We start from the raw sequence: 18714 nt of genomic DNA, 5'->3' as shown, positions 1-18714 counted from the left end.
CAGTTGCCCATCGATGTACCTTGAGGGCGTGATGCAGCCATGCTGCTCCGATTCGATCCGTTCCATGACCTGAACCGACTGGCCGACGAGATCCTCGGTGGACGGCGGCTACCGCAGACGATGCCGATGGATTGCTACCGACACGGCGACGCGCTCCACCTGCACTTCGACATGCCCGGCATCGACGTGGAAACCCTCGACGTCACCCAGGAGAGCAACACGCTGACCGTGCGAGCCCTCCGCAACGCCGCCGCGCCCGAGGACGCCACTTTCCTGGTCGACGAGCGCTCCGGCGGGTCCTACGCCCGCCAGCTGATCGTCGGCGACGGCCTGAGCCTCGACGCGATCGTGGCGAACTACCAGGATGGCGTGCTCACGTTAACCATCCCCGTCGCCGAGCAGGCTCAGCCGCGTCGGATCGACGTGAGTACCGGCGAGGACCACCACGAGGCGATCGATGGGTCCGCCACCGAGACCGACCGGCTGGTCAGGACCGCGGGCTGACCCTTGCCACCTCCCACCCCCGCTGACAGAGACCGCCGAGCAAGCGCCAGGAACAGTCCGGTACGACGTAGGTGGATCATCCACTCGAGGGAATGAGAATGCCGTGACGCACACCATGCAGAGGACAGATGCCGAACTAAAGACCGCGGTGACCGAGGAACTCGCCTGGGGGACGCCCGGCGTGAACAGCACACACATCGGTGTCGCCGTCAACCACGGCACCATCACCCTGTCCGGGCAGGTCGACAGCTACCCGGAGAAGCGCCTCGCCGAGCACGCCGTGCTGCGAGTCCGTGGCGTCACCGCCGTCGCCGAGGAGATCACGGTGCATACCCGCTGGGGAGATGTCACCGACACCGACATCGCCCGCGAAGCCGGACAGGCACTCGATCGCTCCGTAAGCGTGCCGGACGGCCTGGTGACAGCGACCGTCCACAACCACATCGTCACGCTGGCAGGTCAGGTGCCGTGGCACTATCAGCGGGAAGCTGCCGAGCAGGCGGTCCGTCACCTCAAGGGCGTCACCAACCTCCTCAACATGATCACGATCCGGCCCACCGCCTCGGCGGCGGGCATCAAGACCGCGATCACCGCCGCGCTGGTGCGCGGCGCCCAGACCGACGGTCGAAACACCACGGTCACCGCCGACTCGGATGGTGCCGTCACCCTTGAAGGTTCTGTTCACTCCTGGTCCGAGCGCACCGACGCGGAGCACGCCGCCTGGTCGGCACCCGGAGTGACCGACGTGACCAACCGTCTCCGCATCCAGTACTGACATCAGGGGCGCGGTCAACCATCGACGGTGAGCACGGCGGGCACCCAGGAACCACCGGTTCTGCCCGTCGCTGCAACACCCGCGCCCAGGCGCCGGTCAGGGTGGTGCGCCCTGACCGGCACGGCCCGCGTCGCCGTACCCCGCGGCGATCCCGCAAGTCCGCCCAGATCCGCGGTCCACGCCACGGCGGTCGCGTCAGCGCCCCGCGGACAGGCGGCCGTACGCAGGGTCGTCCGGCACTGACGGGCGCGGCGGCGTCGCGTTCTGATCGAGGTAACAGATGTCGGAGATGCCATGAACCGTTTTCCCGTCCAGGTGCATGCCCACCGCACAGAATCCCTGAGCCGATGGCTGTGGCTGGTGAAGTGGCTGCTGCTGATACCGCACTACCTGGTCCTCGCGGTGCTGTGGGTCGCGTTCGTCGTGACGACCGTTGTCGCGTACGTCGCGGTGCTGGTCACCGGCCGGTACCCGCCGGCGATCTTCGCGTTCAACGTGGGCGTGCTGCGCTGGACCTGGCGGGTGAACTACTACGGCTACCAGGTGCTCGGCACGGACCGGTACCCGCCGTTCACACTCGCCGACGTCGTCGACTACCCGGCCCGGCTACACGTCGAAGCGCCGACCCGGCAGCCCCGATGGCGGCCGCTGGTCGCCTGGCTTTTCGCCATCCCGCACCTGGCGCTGATCGGAGCGCTCAGCGGCGCCGCCTGGCGGTTCCGGAGCGACGACACAGCAGCCTCGATGCCGCTCGGCGTCGTCGGCCTCGGTCTGCTCATCGCGGGAACCGGCCTGCTGTTCGCCGGCCGCTACCCCCGTGGCCTCTACGACCTGCTGCTCGGCGTCGCCCGGTGGAGCCTGCGGGTGACGGCCTACCTGGCGCTGCTCACCACCCGGTACCCGCCGTTCCGCCTCGACCAGGGCGACGACGAGCCCGACGGCCCGACCGGACCCGACAGCCCCGACGGCTCGTCGATCCAACCCCATGCCGACGACGGCGCCCGCCTGATCACCGAAGCCCCGCCGCAGGGACCCGCGGCGCAGGGATCAGCGGCTACTCCGGCGGTCGCCCTGGTCGCCGGGGTGGCGATGCTCCTGCTGGGCGCCGGCACCGGCGCGGCAGGCGCGGCCCTCATCGGCCTCGGTCACAACAGGGACGCCAACGGCTACGTGACCAGCCCGAGGCTGCAGGTCAGCAGCCCGACGGCGGCGATCACCGTGGAGGGAGTCAGCCTCCACGTGGGTGATCTGTGGACGCGCAACCTCAGCAGCATCGGTGGGGTCCGCGTCACCGCGACCAGCGCGGCCGGGACACCGCTGTTTCTCGGTATCGCCGAGCAGAACGCCGTCGACGAATGGCTTACCGGCACCGCCCACGACGGAATCATCAACCTCACCAGGACCGGCAGCCGGTACGAGCGCACCAGCGGCACCGTCCGCGGCGTGCCCGCCCCAGCCGGGCAGAGCTTCTGGCTCGCCACCGCCACCGCCACCGGTGCGGCCCCGACGGTCTTGAACTGGCAGGCCACCGACGGCGACTTCGCCGTGGTCCTCACCAACGCCGACGGCACCCCAGCTGTCTCCCCCGCGACCGTCACGGTCGCGACGCAGGTTCCCGATCCGACGCCGCTGGCAGTCGGCCTGCTGGGTGGCGCAACAGCCTTGGTGATACTCGGATTCTGGCTCGTCTACCTTGGCGCGACCCGGATCGGCCGCCGCCACCCGCCCAACCCGCCGGGTGGGTCGCCGACCTCGCCGCCGGTTCCGACTCCGGTCCCGGCTCTCGTTTGAGCCACCAAAGCACCCGCCAACGACACCCACCTCACCAGCAAGCAATCAGACCAGGCGTACGAGGTGCCGCTCCCGTTCGTCGTCGCCCTGGACGACGGCCTCGGAACCGCGCCCCTCAGGGCGCCGAACGTAGCGCCCCGGTGACCTCCGGCACTACCCACACCCGAACAGGACCATCAGAATCGAGCGACGACCGTGAGGGTTCTTGTCAGCAGCGCCAGCAGACACGGCTCCACCGACCAGGTCGCGACCCGCATCGCGCTGACGCTGCGGGTCGGTCTGCGCGGTGACGCCGTCGTCGATGTTCGTCCGGCCGCCGAGGTGAGTGACGCGAGCGCCTACGACGCGGTGGTCCTGGGCAGCGCCGTCTACCTGGGACGGTGGCTCGGCCACGCCCGTCACCTCGCGGACCGGATCGCGACGCGTTCTCCGCGTCCGGTATGGCTGTTCTCGGTCGGCCCGATCGGCGTACCGCCGAAGCCCACCGAGGAACCGGCCGAGATCCGCGCTATCGTCACCTCCACGCGCGCCCGTGAACATCGCCTCTTCGCCGGGCGCCTGGACCGGCACCGGCTCGGCTTCGCCGAGAAGGCCGTGGTAGCCATGCTGCACGTACCGGACGGCGACTTCCGGGACTGGGCCGCGATCGACGCCTGGGGAACGCAGATCGCCGCTGAACTGACCGGTGCCGACGCTCCGGCCGAGGGGACCTGACGCGGGTGCGTACCGTCGGCGCTCCACCCACCGCCGGCCCGCGCACGGTGATCGAGCGGACGAGTCCCACCGACCTGATGCAGCTCACCTGCGAGGTTCCCGGCTCACCGATGCAGGTCGCGGCGGTCCTCGTCCTCGGCGCGGCCACCGCGGTGGACCTGACCGCTGTCCGCGACGTGATCGGTCGACGTCTGTCCTCGGTGCTGCGGCTGCGGCAGCGCCTGGTCCGGGCACCGCTCGGGGCCGGGCGACCCGTCTGGCTCGACGACCCGGACTTCGACGTGGGCCGGCACGTCGACGCCGTCGCCTGCCCCTCTCCAGGCGATAAGACCGCCATGCTCGGCGTCGCCGCCGACGTTGTCATCCACCCGTTGCCGATCGACCGAGCGCTGTGGCCGGCCACCCTGGTCACCGACATGGCTTACGGCAGGGCCGCGCTGATCGTGATGCTCCACCACGTCCTCGCCGACGGTATCGGTGGCCTGGCCGTCCTCGCCCGGCTGGTCGACGGGGCGCCCACCGCGTCGGAGCCCGAATTCCCCGGGCACCGACCGGGCCGCCGCGCTCTCTTCCTCGACGCGTCCGGCGCGCGGCTGCGGGCGCTCACGGCGTCCACGGGCGGCAATTCTCCCTACCCGAGGCCGCCTGCCACCACGTCAACGAAGCAGCCCAGGCCAACCAACACGCGGGGAATCCCGGAGGTCACGGCTGGTGGTTCCGTGTCGCGTTGATCAGGCCAGTGAAGAAGATCCCGTCGTCGGTCAACGTCACCACAACCAGATACACCCCCGGGTGGTCCTGGCGTAGCCAGGCATGCCGCGCAGATGTTGCAATTGGCCGAGTCCTACAGGCCGCTCCATCGTTGTCCATCCATGTCGATAGCTATGGCTGACGGCAAGCCTCGGCATGGGAGGGTTCTGATGCAGTACGCGCCGGAGCTCGATGGCCCTGACCTGCTCGGCTGGTGGACACGGCAGCCGAACCGGCGAGGCCGCCCGCGGAGACGGCGCCCGACAACACACAATCCCTTGGGCATTCGGTTCGCGTTCTACGGCCGGATGTCGACGCGGGAGTTCCAGGACCGGTTGTCGTCGGCGCGGTGGCAGCGCGACTTCGCCGAGGACGTGATCGACGGCCGGGGCGTAATCGTCGCCGAGTTCTTCGACGTCGGCGAGTCCCGTCAGGTGCCCTGGACGCGCCGCCCGCAAGCCGCACGACTACTGGCAGCTCTCGCGGACCCTGGCCGGGGGTTCGACGCGGTGGTCGTGGGAGAGTTCGAGCGAGCGTTCTACGGCAACCAGTTCCGCGACCTCGCGCCGCTGTTCAACCTGTACGGCGTGCAGCTGTTGGCTGCCCGAGCTCAACGGACCGGTCGACGCCAGCAACGAGTTCCACCTGTCGCTGCTGGCCCTGCTCGGCGTGCACTCGAAACGAGAGGTCCAACGCTCCCGGTTTCGGGCCAAGGCGGCGATGCGCGCCCAGGTGGTCGAGCAAGGCCGTCATCTCGGCGGCCGACCGCCCTACGGCTACCGGCTGGCCGACGCGGGCCCGCACCCGAACCGGGCCCACGCCAAATGGGGACGCATGGCCCACCGGCTGGAACCCGACCCCGCCACCGCCCCGCACCTGCAGTGGATGTTCGCCCAGCGCCTCGCCGGCCGCAGCGTCGCCGGGATCACCCGCGACCTCAACGATCAGCATGTGCCCTGCCCGTCCAGCGTCGACCCCGGCCGAAACCCGCACCGCAGCGGCACGGGATGGACCCTGCGCACGGTGGCGTCGCTCCTCGCCAACCCCCGCTACACCGGCCGGCAAGTCTGGAACCGGCAGCACACCGACCGCGGCCCACTCGACGCCGCCGATGACCTCCTCGGCCAGTCGGAGGCACGCCGCTGGAACCTGATGCAGCAATGGGTGATCTCCCGGGACATAGCGCATCCGCCGCTGGTCAGCGAACACGACTTCGTCGCCGCCCAGCAGGCCAACGCCCTGCCCGCACCGGCCGACGGATTGAGCGGACGCTACCTACTCACCGGACTGATCCACTGCCAGGAATGCGACCGGATCCTCGACGCGCACTGGGTCAACAAGCACGCCGCCTACCGCTGCCGCCACGGCCACCGCACCGCCTCAACAGGTGACGCGCCCCGGCCGCGCAACGTCTACATCCACGAAGCCAAAGCGATCACACAACTCGCCGAGTGGCTCGGCGTCCCGGCCACCGACCCCCATGCCGTCACCGACGCACTACTCGAGCACGATCTGCACGTCACCTGCGCAATCGGCGGAACACTGACCATCACCGAGATCCCTGCCCGGGTGCCGGCGCACCGGGCATCCGCGGTCCCGAACCAGCGCGGAACAGCAGTAACCCCCACCGAGGCGCTCCACTGACCGTGAAGACCACCCGTGGGGGCTAACGTGTCCGAGGGGGGACTTGAACCCCCACGCCCTATACGGGCACTAGCACCTCAAGCTAGCGCGTCTGCCATTCCGCCACCCGGACCTGCACGTCCAGCCTACCCAATCGACCGAGGTGATCGCCTCACCGCATCGGCCGGCCCGGCGGGCCGCACGGGGGATTACTGTACACGGCCCGGAACGATCATGCACATCACCACAGCGGCGCCACGTTCGAGCAGCTCAGACCCCCTGCGATCCAGGCGGGTAGCGCGGAACCAGCGAGTCCGGGCAGCATTGCTCACGTGTCCCACCCCTCCCCGCTGACCGCCGCGCAACACCAGGCCCTGGCGCTTCGCGCCGCGGGCGACCTGACCGGAGCCCGCCGCCTGCTCACCGACGCGATCACCGCGGCCCGACCGGCGTACGGCGAGGACCACCAGGACGTCCTGGCCACCGGTCACCTGCTCGCCCGGCTGCACCGGGAGGCCGACGACCCGGCCGCCGCCCGACGGGTCCTCGAGGAGGCGTACGCGGCGGGCGAGCGCCGCCGCGGTGACGCCGATCCGCTGATGCTCGCCCTCAGTTTCGACCTCGCCGGCGTGGCGGAGGAGCTGGGCAACCGGCACGAGGCCCGCCGCAACTACGGCCGGGTGGCCACCGCCGGGCCCGCCGTGCTCGGTCCGGACCATCCCGCGGTACGCGCAGCCCGCCACTACCTCGGCGGCTCCGCCGCCGCTCCCGGCGGTTACGGCCCACCTCCCGGCGGCTCCGCCGCCGCTGCCGGCGGTTCCCCCGATCCGGCCTTGTCCGGGCCCACCGTGTCGCTGCCGGCGGTCACGCCCTCCTACCCTCCCCGTCCCGTCCCACCGCCACCCCCCGCGCCCACCGCGGGACCGGCGCCGGGGGCCGAGTGGGCGCCACCGCCGGGGCCGGCATCCCGGGCGCCCCGGCCAGGTTCCGCGCAGCCGCCCCGGAGCACGCCCCTGCCGCCTCCCCCGGTGATCCCCGCGTCGGCACCCCCGGCCCCGCCTTCCGGAGCGGATCGGCAGGCGAGTCCCTGGGCGCCCCCTCCGACGCCGTCCGGGGACGCGGCCACGCGTTTCCCGGCACCGCCCGAACCGACCACCGCCCGCTTCTCGGCACCCCCCGACCAGGGCACGGCCCCCTTCTCCGCGCCCCCCGCGCCGGCTTCCCCGCGCTTCTCGACACCACCCGACCAGGCGACCGCGCTTTTCTCCGCGCCCCCCGACCAGGCCCTCGCACGTTCCTCGGGGCAGCCCGATCAGGCCGCCCCCCACTCGCCGGCGCCGCCCCACGCCGCCCCGCCGCCCGCGACGGTCCCGCCGCGCACCCCCGCCGCCCCGCAGGTCCCGGGAGTGACGCCGGTCGCGCCGGGCCACGGTGTGACGCCGGTCCCGCCCCGGCCGCCGCTCGTCCCGCCGCCGCTCCCCGGGCGACCGGCGTCGACCGCCGCGGCTGTTCCGCTGCCTCCGGCGCCGGTCATCCCGCCGCCCCGCCGGCCGTCACCGCCGCCCGCAGCCGGGGCGGATCCAGGTGCGCCGGCCCGCACGACGCCCGCGCCCGCCGCGCCGGTGGCGCCGCCTCCGTCCAGCGTGCCGCCGGCACCCCGCCACCCGGCCCCGGTCTCGGGCCCGCCGGCGGGTGGCGTCCTGCCGCAACCGCCGAGCGTCCCGGCCACCCCGCCGATCCCCGTACCGCCCGCCCCGGTGCCGGTATCGGGTCCGCCGGCACCTGCGCCGATGGCTGCGCCACCGCCGGCGGCAGCTCCGGAGCAGGGGCCCGGGCCGGCGGTCGCCCCGCCCGCGCACACGCCGGTCCAGCCGGCCGGACCGGCGGTGGGCGACTCCCCTTCGGGCATGGCGACGTCCGCTCCGGGCTGGGACAAGCCGACCATTCAGGTGCAGCAGATCGGTCCGTTGCTGCGCGAGGAAGCGGAACGGCAGGCCGCCGCCTCCTCGCCCTCGCCCGCCGCGCCCGGCCCGACGGACGAATCGCGCCCGGATGCGCGAGCCGTCAGCGCGCCTCCCGTCAGCGCGCCGCCGGCAGGCGCACCCTCCGTGAGCGGGCCGCCGATGAGTGGACCGCCCGTGAGCGGACCACCGATCACCGCACCACCGCGCGGCACGACCCCGGCGAGCACACCTCCTGTCAGCGCACCGCCGATGAGCGGGCTCCCGGTGAGCGGACCGCCGAGCAGCACGATCCCGGCAGCCGGGCGCCCGCTGAACGCACCGCCGACACCTCCCGTCAGCGCACCGCCCGCACACCCCGTCAGCGGACCCCCCGGATACCCGGCCAGCGCACCGCCCGCACACCCCGTCAGCGGACCCCCCGGATACCCGGCCAGCGGACCCCCCGGATACCCGGCCAGCGCACCGCCCGCGCACCCCGTCAGCGGACCCCCGGGATACCCGGTGAGCGGACCTGCCGCGTATCCGGTCAGCGGGGTGCCGGTCAGTGGCTACCCGCCGGTGAGTGGGCCGCCGGCCGCGCCGGTCAGCGGCACGCCCGTACCGCCGTGGGGGTTGACCGCGCCACCGTGGAGCAGTGTGGCGCCGCCACAGCCGGTCGACCGGTCGGCCGAGGCCGGGCCGGTGACGGACGCCTACGCCCCCGGCCCGGTCGAGGAGCCCCTGATCGCCGAGGAGGGCCACGTCGGCGTCGGGCCGGACCGGAGCATCGCGGGGGACGAGCCGGTCGAGGGGCGGTCGCTGCCGGTCTACGACGGGTTGCTGGACTTTCCCGAGTCGACGCGGCCGGAGCCGGCGGCGTACCCGGAGCAGGGCTCCTGGCCGGCGGTGCCGCCCGCGTTCCACCAGAGCGCCGCGTACCCGGTGGCGGAGCAGCCGGAGCCGCGTGGCCGCAACCGGACGGTGCTGGCCCTGGTGGTCGGCGGTGCGGTGCTGGCGGTGGTGGCCGTGGTCGCCGGGGGCGCGGTGTGGCTGAACCGGGACGCCGCGCCGCCGGCGCCGGCACCCACCGCGGTGAAGCCGAAGGTGACCGGACCTCCCCCGGGTGACCTTCGGTTGCGTGACGACACCACCACGATCACGGTGACCTGGACCGACCCGACCGGCGGCGCGGTGCCGTTCGTGGTGGCCGGGGGGCGCGCCGGGCAGAAGCTCGGGGTGATGGCCACCGTGGACGCCGGGCAGACCCGCTACACGGTGAACGGGTTAAGCGCGAAGCTGGACTACTGCTTCACCGTGCTGGCGGTCTACTCGACCGACACGTACGCCACCTCGGGTCAGGTCTGCACGGACCGGGAGGGCGGCGGCACGCCGAACTGAACGGCCACCGAGGACACGCTCGGTGTCCACAGCGGGACGGTGCGGGTTTCACCAGCCCCGGCCGGCACCTATGATGGCTCCCGGCTCTGGGGAGGGTCGGCCACGGTTGGCGCCTCCCCCACCGACGCGGGAAGGCAGCCGGCTGTGACCACCATCGAGGACGTCACGAGCACCGCCGGGCCGGAGACGGCCCGCCCCCGGAAGCGGATGCGCGGCGGGCTGGTGACCATCGGCACCGTGGCCGCGCTGCTGGCCGCGATGGGGTTGACGGTGCTCGGGCTCGGCGCCGCCGACAACGCGGTGGCCAACTTCGACTCCTCGTCCTGGCTGTGGAGCACCACGCGCAGCGAGTTGGCCCGGGTCAACGGCATCACCGCCCGGGTGGACACCCGGATGGAGGTGCCCGGCGGGCGACGCCACCAGATGCAGGTGGCCCAGACCGACCGGCTGCTGATCCTGCGGGACCTCAACACCGGCCAGGTCAGCTCGCTGGACCTGGCGACGTTGCAGATCACTGCGACCACGCCGACCGCGCCGGGGCTGGGGGTCAGCGTCGCGCTGCACGACGACGCGGCGTTCGTGGTGGACGCGGTGCAGGGCATCGTGCGGCAGCTCGACCCGCGGGCGTTGACGCCGGTGGGCGAGCCGGTGCGCTACCCGCCGGGCGTCACCGGCGGGACGTTCGACGGCGAGGGCAAGCTGTGGATCGCGGTGCCGAGCGAGGGCACCGTCTCGGCGGTCACCGCCGCCGACCTGCCGGCCACGCCGGGTGAGGCGCCGCCCGCCGGGCTCAGCCCGAAGCGGGTCGAGACGTACGACGTGGCGGAGCCGGCGCACGAGCTGGTGGTGTCCACGCTGGACGAAGGCGTGGCGGTGCTGGACCGCACGTCGGCGTCGCTGGTGACGGTCACCGGTGGTGACACGCGGCGGGCCGACCTGACCATGACCGCCCCCGGTAACCTGCCGACGCGCACCAGCGGGCCGCAGGTGCCGGTGACCGTCCCGGGTGAGCGGTCGGTGCACGTGGTCCGCGACGGCGCCGAGGTGAAGCGGTTCACGGTGCCCGGCGCCGGCGCCCGGCTCAGCCCCGCGGTGGCCTGGGCGGGGCGGTTCTACTGCGCCGACGAGGACACCGGCACGGTCTACTCGTTCGACGCCGCCGGGCAGCTGGTGGAGACGATCAAGGGCTCCGGCCGGCCCGGGCCGGTGGAGCTGGAGGTTCGCGAGAACCACCTGTTCATCAACCCGCCGGACTCGTCCACCGCGCAGGTGGTAGACGACCAGAACCGGGTCCGTGAGGTCAACAAGTACGCCAACGACGTGCTCGGCGGCGACCCGCCGCCGGCTCCCCCGCCGCCGCCCCCGCCGAAGAAGCCGAAGGTGAGCAAGCCGGGCGCGCCGAAGTCGGTCCGCGCCGCCGCCGGCAACGCCTCGGCGCGGGTGAGCTGGCAGCCGGCCTCGTCGAACGGCGCCGAGATCACCCGGTACGTGGTCGAGGGCGGCGGCCAGACCCACCAGGTGGGCGCGAACCAGCGCGCGCTGGAGATCACCGGCCTGACCAACGGTGAGACGTACACCTTCTCGGTGCACGCGGTGAACGCCAAGGGCGACGGTCCGGCGCGCCGCAGCAACCCGGTCGTGCCGACCGCCGAGGTGCCGGACCCGCCGACCGCGGTGACCGCCGAGGCGCGTCCCGACGGCACCGTCCGGGTGAGCTGGCCGGAGGCGAACGGCCAGGGCAACAAGGTCGCCCGGTACGCGGTGACCGCGACCTCGGCCGGCGCGAGCGCCCCGGCCGGGGAGTCGCCGAAGACGGAGCTGGTCGTGCCGGCCGGCCAGTTGGAGTACGGCACGCAGTACGCGTTCACGGTGACCGCGGTCAGCGAGAAGGGCGCCGGGTCGAAGGCGTCGCCGGTGAGCAACACGGTGGTGCCGTTCGCGGCGCCGAACGCGCCCACCGAGCTGCGCGCGTCCACCGTGGCCGACCAGCCCGGCACCGTCGCGGTGCAGTGGTCGCCGGCGGTGGAGAACGGCCGCCCGGTGACGAAGTACGTGGTGGAGGCCGGTGGAAAGACTGTCGAGGTGACCGACGTCCGGGCGACCGTGGGCGGGCTCGGCGACGGCCAGAACGTCACGGTGAAGGTCAAGGCGGTCAACGAGGCCGGCGCCGGCGCGGAGGCCACCACCACCGCCCGCACCGTGGCCGCGCCCCGGATCACGGTGACCGGGTCGTCGGCCGACGCCACCTCGGTGACGGTGACGTTCACCGTGGACGCCGGTGGCGGAAAGGCCACCTGCACGGCCGCGACCGGCGGCAAGTCGGCAAGCGGGAGCTGTTCGAGCCTGCGGGTGACCGGGCTGACGCCGGGCACGGCGTACTCGGTGACGCTGACCGCGAGCAACGCCGCCGGCAAGGGCACGGCCACCCGCGCCCAGACCACCGACGCGCTGTACGGGATCGCGACCTGCCGCAACGGCTCCTCCGGCGCCGAGGCGACCTACTGCTCGCGGGACGTGCCCGGCGAGCGCAACGGCAACGAGATCTTCTCGGTCACCCAGCAGGACAACAGCAAGCAGGCGGGCTGGGAGCCCAGCGGCGCGCGGCTCAAGACCTACTGCAAGAAGAAGGGCGAAGAGGTCTACGCCTACATCTACAACAACGACAAGCGCAGCACCTGGTGGGTGCGCGTGGATCACAGCAAGGGTCGCGACTACATGCCGTGGGCCTGGCTCAACCTGGAGGGCGGCGACAACCTCGACCTGCTGCCCACCTGCTGACCGCGATCTCTTCCGAAAGGCACCCCGTGAACACGCACGAGCCGCTGAGCCAGCCGGAGGTGCAGGGCTTCGCTGCCCTGGCCGCCCGGCTGGCCGACAACGTCAACGCGGTCGTGCTGGGCAAGCCGCAGGTGGTCCGGCTGGCGTTGACCGCGCTGTTCGCCCAGGGGCACGTGCTGCTGGAGGACGTGCCAGGCGTCGGCAAGACCACGCTCGCGCGGGCGGTGGCGGCGACCGTCAAGGGCGAGTGGCGGCGGATCCAGTTCACCCCGGACCTGCTGCCCTCGGACGTGTCCGGGGTGACCATCTTCAACCAGGCCAGCCGCGGTTTCGAGTTCCATCCGGGGCCGGTGTTCGCGAACATCGTGATCGCCGACGAGATCAACCGGGCCTCGCCGAAGACCCAGTCGGCGCTGCTGGAGGTGATGGAGGAGCGGACCGTCACCGTGGACGGCGTACGCCACCCGGTGCCGCAGCCCTTCCTGGTGGTGGCCACCCAGAACCCGGTGGAGATGGACGGCACCTACCGGTTGCCGGAGGCGCAGCTCGACCGGTTCCTGGTGAAGCTCTCCGTCGGCTACCCGGACGAGGCGGTCGAGGTGGAGGTGCTGCGCGGCGCCACGGTCCGCTCCCCCGACTCGCTGACCGCGGTCACCGACACCGCCACGGTCGGCGAGATGGTGAAGATGGCCCGGCGGGTGCACATCGCCGAGCCGCTGTACGCGTACGCGGTGCGGCTGGCCGCGGCCACCCGTACCCATCCGCAGGTGCGGGTCGGGGTGAGCCCGCGCGGGGTGATCGCGCTGACCCGGGCCGCGTGCGCCTACGCGCTGATCGACGGGCGGGGCTGGATCATGCCGGAGGACCTGAAGGCCCTGGTCGAGCCGGTCTTCGCGCACCGGCTGCTGCTCACCCCGGACGCGCAGGTGCGCGGCGTCACGCCGGCCGAGGTGCTGCGCCAGGCGGTCGCCTCGGTGCCGGTGCCGCTGCCGTCGGGGCAGCCCGCGCCGGTGCACGGCTGAGCGTGGGGATCACCGCCCGTGGGGTCGGGCTGCTCGTCGCCGCCCTGGCGCTGCTCGGGGTCGGCTTCCGGTACGCGTACCCGGAGCTGACCGTGCTCGGCGCGGCGGCCGGCGTGGCGGTCGGCTACGCCGTGGTGACCGCCGCCTGGCGGCCCCGGTTGACGGTCGAGCGTCACGCGGACCCGGACCGGGTGGCCCGGGGCGAACCGGCGGCGATGGAGCTGGCCGTACGCAACACCGGCCGGCTGCGGGCGGCGAACCTGGTGGCCGAGGACCGCTGCGCCGGCGAGCTGGTGCCGGTGCCGCTGCTGCGGTTGCGTCCGGGGCGGGACACGCGGGTGCGCTACCCGGTGCCGACGCAGCGACGTGGGGTGGTGCCGGTAGGCCCGCTCCGGGTGGTCCGCCGCGACCCGCTCGGGCTGGTGGCGCTGGCCCGCGGCTACGGCGGCACGGCGCCGGTGTGGGTGCACCCGCGGATCCACCCGATGTCCGCGGTGCCCACCGGCGCCGGGCGCAGCCTGGACGGGCGCACCGACAGCGTGCCGCACGGGTCGATCACGTTCGACTCGCTGCGGGAGTACGTGGTCGGCGACGAGCTGCGCCGGGTGCACTGGCGGACCAGCGCGCGGGTGGGTGAGCTGATGGTGCGGGAGAACGTGGACACCAGCCTGCCGCGCCTCGTGGTGGTGCTGGACAACCGTGCCGCCGCGCACCCGGTGCGGTCGGCCGGGGTGGCGGAGTCGTTCGAGGCGGCGTGCGAGGCGGCGGCGTCGGTGGTGGCCGCGGCGGTGCGGGAGGACCTTCCGGTGCACCTGCTGCTGGTCGCGCCGGCCGAGGTCGAGCCGGCGGGGGCGGCCGGGCCGCTGGACCGGCTCGCCGCGGTCGAGCTGGCCGGTGGCGGGACGGAGGTGCTGTCGGCGTCGACGAGCCGACTGCGCCAGGAGCGGCTCGGCGACACGCTTGTCTTCCTCACCGGTCCGGGCGCCGGCGACGAGCTGGGGCACGTCGGCGCGCTGCGCGGCGCGTACCCGTCGGTGGTGGTGGGGATGTTCGGCGCGCCCGCCCCGACGGCGGCCGCCGCGACCGGCCTGGTGGTGCTGGACGCGGCCGACGGCGCGGCGTTCGCCGCCGAGTGGGACGGGATCCGCCGGTGGTGACCGTGACGCCGCCGCGCCCGGGCACCGCGACGCCGCCGGACGCGCCGGCGCGCGGGCGGGTGGCCGGGGCGCTGCGGGCGGCGGTGGTGCCGGTCGCGCTTGTCGTGCTGGTGGCGCTCTCCGGCGTGGTGTTGGGCCGGGTGTACGCGGACCCGCTGCTGACCCGGCTGATGGTCGGCGCGGCGGCCGGTTCGGTGCTGGTCGGCGTGGCCGCCCGGCGGCTGCCGTCCTGGCTGGTGGCGCCGGTGTCGGTGGCCGCCCTGGCCGGCTGGACGCTGCTGTCGCTGCGGTTGGCGGCGAGCCACGCGGCGCTGCCCGGCGGGCTGGGCGAGGTGGCCGGCGACGCCGCCCGCAACGCGATCCCCCGGCTGCTCACCGCGATGATCCCGGTGCAGCCGGCGCCGGACACCGTGCTGGTCCCGGTGGTGGCGGCCTGGCTGGCCGGGATGACCGCCGCCGAGGTGGCGCTGCGGGCCGGCCGGGTGCTGCTGGGCTACCTGCCGCCGGCGCTGCTCTACGCCGGCGCGCTCTACGTGGTGGGGCCGAACGCGGCGCCGGCGGTCGGCCCGACGGTGCTGTTCGCGGCGGTCGCGGCGGCCGGCCTGGCGGCGCCCGGAGGCCGGTCCGGCCCGGACGCGGCCGACCCGGTGGCCGGGCTCACCCCGGCGGTACGGGCGGCGGTGCGACTGCGGCTGGCCGCGGCGAGCGCGGCCGGGCTGGCCGTGGTGGTGGCGCTCGCCGCGCTGCTGGCCCCGGTGGTGGCCGCTCAGGTCGACGAGCGTCCGGTCGACCCGCGCCGCTACGTGGAGCCGCCGCAGGTGGAGTCGCTGGACGAGAACCCGCTGATCCGGATCTCCGGCTGGGCGTTGAACCCGGACCAGCGGCTGCTCGACGTGCGCACGGTCGCCGGCTCGGCCGAGGGCGGGCTGCCGAGGATCCGACTGGCGGTGCTCAGCGACTACGACGGGGTGACCTGGCGGGTGGGCGCCACGTACCGCAACGCGGGGCGGATCCTGCCCGCGGTCGATCCCGCGCCGGGCGCGACGACCGAGGCGGTGCGCCAGGAGATCACGGTGGCCGACCTGACCGGGCGGCTGCTGCCGGCCGTGCCCACGCCGCGCGAGGTGGGCGGCGCGCGGGTGGCGTACGACCCGGCGAGCGGGACGCTGATCCGGCCGGAAGGGCTCGCGCCGGGGCTGCGCTACGACGTGTCCTCGGTCCGGGAGACGCCGGACCCGAATCTGGTCACCACCGCGAACGTGCCGGCCGGTGACGCGGTGTCCCGGGTGCTGCGGGTGCCCGACGGCGCGCCGGAGCAGCTGCGCCGGCTGGCCACCCAGCTCGCCGAGTCCAACGGCGCCCCGTACGCGCGGGCGGACGCGATCGCCACGTTCCTCGCCGAGCACTACCGGGTGACCGCCGACGCGCCGAGCGGGCACGCCTACCCGAATCTGACGTTCTTCCTGTTCGGACCGCGTAACGGCGGTGGGCAGCGGGGGACGTCGGAGCAGTTCGCGGCCGCGTTCGCGGTGCTCGGCCGGCTCGCCGGGCTGCCCACCCGGGTGGTGGTCGGCTTCCGCCCGAAGTCGGACGGGCCGGTGCGGGCCGCCGACGCGTACGCCTGGCCGGAGGTGCTGTTCGAGGGCGTCGGCTGGGTGCCGTTCGACCCGATGCCGCGCCCGGACGAGGAGCCCCGCCCGGTGGAGGAGGACTTCCGGCCGCAGCCGGAGGAGCCGCCGCCGTCGGAGGTGCCGGCGCCGACCGAGCAGCCCACGGCCACACCGCCGGCTGCCGCGCCCGCGCCCGGCCCGGCTCAGCGCGGCCCGGGTACGCCGGTGCTGGTGGGCGGCGGCGCCGGTGGCCTGCTGCTGCTGGTGGGGGCGGTGCTGGCGGCCCTGGCCGCGATGCGCCGCCGGTTGAGCCGGTCCCGGCTGGACCGGGGTGATCCCGGCGGGCGGATCGCGGGCGCCTGGCGGGAGCTGACCGACGCGTTGCGCCTGGCCGGCCGCCCGGTGGGTGACGACCTGTCGGCGGCGGAGGTGGCCGAGCGGGCCCGGGGCGCGCTCGTCGAGGCCCGCGCCGCCACGGGTGGGGACGATCCCGTGGCGGCCGGCCGCGAGGTGGACGAGCTGGCCGACCTGATCAACCAGGTCGCCTTCGCGCCCGGCACCACGACTCCCGACCAGGCCGAGCGAGCGGCGGCGGTGGTCACCTCGTACGGCGATGCCCTGCGGGACGCCCGGCACCGGTGGCGGCGGCTGTGGTGGCGGGTGCACCCGGGCCCGCTGCGCTGGCGCTGAGTTCTGCCGGCCGTGGACGCTCCGGCTGATCCTCGGTCAGCGGTCGGCGGCGCGCAGCTTGCGGACGAGCTTGCGCAGGCCGGCCTGCCAGCCGTCCGGGTCCTCGGCCCGGCGGCGGGCGTAGTCGGCGACCTCCGGGTGGGGCAGGATGAGGAACCGCTCCTCGGCCAGCCCGGCTATGACCGCGTCGGCCACCTGGTCCGGGTTGAGCACCGCGCCGGACGCGGCGATCACCCGGGCGCCCAGGTGCCCTTCGGCGAGGCCGTCGGCGAGCATCGGGGTGTCCACTCCCTGCGGGCAGAGCGCGCTGACCCGGATGCCGTCGTCCCGGTGGGTGATCGCCACCCACTCGGCGAGGCCGACCGCCGCGTGCTTGGTGGCGGTGTACGGGGCGTCGCCGACCGCGGTCAGCAGGCCCGCCGCCGAGCAGGTGAGCAGCAGGTGTCCCTGGCCCCGGCGCAGCATCCCCGGCAGCACCGCCCGGACGCTGTGCAGGTGGCCGAGCACGTTGACCCGCCAGGCCCGGTCCCAGTCGGCGTCGGGCGCGTCGAGGCCGCCGCCGGTGGCCACCCCGGCGTTGGCGCAGAACAGGTCGATCCGGCCGTGGCGGCGCTCGGTCTCGTCGACCAGCGCGCGGACCGCCGTCTCGTCGGTGACGTCCAGCCCGACGCCGGTGGCGACCGGGCCGATCGCCTCGGCCGCCGCGCGGGCCGCGTCGGCGGCCAGGTCGGCCAGCACCACGGCGGCGGCGCCCTCGGCGGCGAACCGGCGGCCCAGCGCCGCGCCGATGCCGCCGGCCCCGCCGGTGATCACCGCCACCCGGTCGGTCAGGTTCATCTCAGGCCACCTCCCCGGTGCCGGCCCCGAGCCGGGGCAGCAGGTCGAGCCAGGTCGCCGCGCCGCCCTCGGTCGTCTCCGGGGTGGGCAGCACCGCCAGCACCGGCACGTCGACGCCGTGCGTGGCGTACCGGCGGGCCTCGGCCGCGCACCGCTCGGGCGAGCCGTGCGGCACCAGCGCGTCGACCACGTCGTCGGGCACCGCGGCGGCGGCGCCGCGCCGGTCGCCGGCCTCCCACGCCCGCCACATCTCTCCCAGGCTGTCCTGCCGGCCCAGCCAGCGGTGGAAGGCCGCGTAGGCGGGCACGGTGAGGTAGCTGGTGATCAGGCGGCGGCCCAGCGCGCGGGCGTACCCGGCGTCCTCGGTGGGGCAGACGAAGATCCGGGCGGCGACCTGGAAGCCGGGGCGGCGCTCCCCCAGTTCGGCGAGCGCGGTCGGCACGTCGGTGGCGGCCAGCCAGTTGAGGATCACGCCGTCGGCCTCGGCGGCGGCGAGCCGCAGCATGCGCGGGCGCAGCGCGGCGAGCAGCACCGGCGGCGGCACCGCCGGTGGGCGTTCCAGCGTGAACCGCCGCACCGAGAACGTGTCGTACGCCCCGTCGACGGTCTCGCCGCGCAGCGCGGCCCGCAGGAAACGCAGCACGTCCCGGGTCCGGCGGTACGGCTCGTCGAACGGCACCGCGTTCCAGTCGCGCACCAGCACCGGCGAGGACGCGCCGACGCCCAGCGCGAAGCGACCCGGCGCGGCCTCGGCCAGCGCGGCGGCACTCATCGCCAGCAGCCCCGGCCCTCGGGTGAAGACCGGGGTGATCGCGGTGCCGAGCCGCAGCCGGGGCGACCAGGCGGCGGCGAGCGCGAGCGGGGTGAACGCGTCGGCACCGGCCACCTCCGACGACCAGACGTCGGTGAAGCCCGCCTCGTCCAGGGCGGCGTAGACGGCGGCGTGGTCGGCGAGCGTGATGCCGCCCAGCGGAACGGTCATGCCCCATCGGTTCGTCACCCGGTCGATCGTGCCCGCCCACCATCGTCCGGAGCAAGATCGGAGACGATACACGTAATTTGCGCAGTTCTGCCTGGTAGGAGTGTTACGACTTCCGGGTGGGCATCGGCGAGAGCGGGAGA

14 protein-coding genes, 1 tRNA gene and 1 pseudogene are annotated in these 18714 nt (G+C 74.4%); 12 read left to right on the top strand and 4 right to left on the bottom strand.

Features of this window, described 5'->3' with window-relative positions:
• Positions 1 to 39: 39 nt before the first annotated feature.
• The 6 genes from ACGFI2_RS18190 to ACGFI2_RS18165 all read left to right on the top strand — a co-directional run bounded on the left by ACGFI2_RS18190 (position 40) and on the right by ACGFI2_RS18165 (position 6178).
• A complete protein-coding gene (locus tag ACGFI2_RS18190) occupies positions 40 to 504 on the top strand; it encodes an Hsp20/alpha crystallin family protein (protein ID WP_393518044.1) in 465 nt (154 codons plus the stop codon).
• A gap of 103 nt (positions 505 to 607) precedes the next feature.
• Positions 608 to 1279, top strand: coding sequence for a BON domain-containing protein (locus ACGFI2_RS18185; RefSeq protein ID WP_393518042.1), 672 nt, complete (start codon positions 608 to 610; stop codon positions 1277 to 1279).
• Between the two features lie 294 nt (positions 1280 to 1573).
• Positions 1574 to 3070: a DUF4389 domain-containing protein gene (locus ACGFI2_RS18180; RefSeq protein ID WP_393518040.1), complete on the top strand. Its 1497-nt coding sequence runs from the start codon at positions 1574 to 1576 to the stop codon at positions 3068 to 3070.
• Positions 3071 to 3265: 195 nt separating this feature from the next.
• Positions 3266 to 3784 (top strand): flavodoxin domain-containing protein, encoded by a 519-nt coding sequence (locus ACGFI2_RS18175; RefSeq protein ID WP_393518037.1) that lies wholly within the window; start codon positions 3266 to 3268, stop codon positions 3782 to 3784.
• 5 nt (positions 3785 to 3789) lie between these two features.
• Positions 3790 to 4515, top strand: a complete 726-nt coding sequence (locus ACGFI2_RS18170) for a wax ester/triacylglycerol synthase domain-containing protein (protein ID WP_393518035.1) — start codon at positions 3790 to 3792, stop codon at positions 4513 to 4515.
• 739 nt (positions 4516 to 5254) lie between these two features.
• A complete protein-coding gene (locus ACGFI2_RS18165) occupies positions 5255 to 6178 on the top strand; it encodes a recombinase family protein (protein WP_393518032.1) in 924 nt (307 codons plus the stop codon).
• A gap of 28 nt (positions 6179 to 6206) precedes the next feature.
• On the opposite strand, the gene ACGFI2_RS18160 is transcribed toward ACGFI2_RS18165, so the two are convergent.
• Positions 6207 to 6290 (bottom strand) — tRNA-Leu (locus tag ACGFI2_RS18160).
• A 199-nt stretch (positions 6291 to 6489) separates the two neighbouring features.
• Between ACGFI2_RS18160 and ACGFI2_RS18155 the strand changes: the two are divergent.
• Positions 6490 to 6663: pseudogene (locus tag ACGFI2_RS18155) on the top strand (hypothetical protein); the annotation flags it as partial.
• Positions 6664 to 8102: 1439 nt separating this feature from the next.
• Here ACGFI2_RS18155 and ACGFI2_RS18150 read toward each other — a convergent pair.
• A complete protein-coding gene (locus ACGFI2_RS18150) occupies positions 8103 to 8408 on the bottom strand; it encodes a hypothetical protein (RefSeq protein WP_393518195.1) in 306 nt (101 codons plus the stop codon).
• A 214-nt stretch (positions 8409 to 8622) separates the two neighbouring features.
• Between ACGFI2_RS18150 and ACGFI2_RS18145 the strand changes: the two genes are divergently transcribed.
• The 5 genes from ACGFI2_RS18145 to ACGFI2_RS18125 all read left to right on the top strand — a co-directional run bounded on the left by ACGFI2_RS18145 (position 8623) and on the right by ACGFI2_RS18125 (position 16755).
• Entirely contained in the window at positions 8623 to 9498 is an 876-nt protein-coding gene (locus tag ACGFI2_RS18145) for a fibronectin type III domain-containing protein (RefSeq protein WP_393518192.1), read from the top strand.
• A 144-nt stretch (positions 9499 to 9642) separates the two neighbouring features.
• On the top strand, positions 9643 to 12276 hold the full coding sequence (locus tag ACGFI2_RS18140; RefSeq protein ID WP_393518030.1) for a fibronectin type III domain-containing protein: 2634 nt from the start codon (positions 9643 to 9645) through the stop codon (positions 12274 to 12276).
• Positions 12277 to 12302: 26 nt separating this feature from the next.
• Positions 12303 to 13298, top strand: a complete 996-nt coding sequence (locus ACGFI2_RS18135; protein WP_181569257.1) for a MoxR family ATPase — start codon at positions 12303 to 12305, stop codon at positions 13296 to 13298.
• 2 nt (positions 13299 to 13300) lie between these two features.
• Positions 13301 to 14455 carry a DUF58 domain-containing protein gene (locus tag ACGFI2_RS18130; protein ID WP_393518028.1) on the top strand — a complete coding sequence of 385 codons (1155 nt, stop codon included), beginning with the start codon at positions 13301 to 13303 and terminating at the stop codon, positions 14453 to 14455.
• Positions 14431 to 16755, top strand: a complete 2325-nt coding sequence (locus tag ACGFI2_RS18125; protein WP_393518026.1) for a DUF3488 and transglutaminase-like domain-containing protein — start codon at positions 14431 to 14433, stop codon at positions 16753 to 16755. Before ACGFI2_RS18130 ends, ACGFI2_RS18125 begins: the two co-directional genes overlap by 25 nt.
• 36 nt (positions 16756 to 16791) lie before the next feature.
• Here the strand turns inward: ACGFI2_RS18125 and ACGFI2_RS18120 are convergent, their stop codons facing one another.
• Both ACGFI2_RS18120 and ACGFI2_RS18115 read right to left on the bottom strand, forming a co-directional pair.
• Positions 16792 to 17592, bottom strand: coding sequence for an SDR family oxidoreductase (locus ACGFI2_RS18120; protein ID WP_393518024.1), 801 nt, complete (start codon positions 17590 to 17592; stop codon positions 16792 to 16794).
• Position 17593: 1 nt separating this feature from the next.
• Positions 17594 to 18574 (bottom strand): LLM class F420-dependent oxidoreductase, encoded by a 981-nt coding sequence (locus ACGFI2_RS18115; protein WP_393518189.1) that lies wholly within the window; start codon positions 18572 to 18574, stop codon positions 17594 to 17596.
• Positions 18575 to 18714 lie beyond the last annotated feature (140 nt).

The sequence above is a fragment of the Micromonospora sp. NPDC049282 genome (assembly GCF_043197045.1).
GTDB lineage: Bacteria > Actinomycetota > Actinomycetes > Mycobacteriales > Micromonosporaceae > Micromonospora.
The sequence above is the reverse complement of the archived record's forward strand: the minus strand, read 5'-3'. Positions and strand labels throughout refer to the sequence as shown.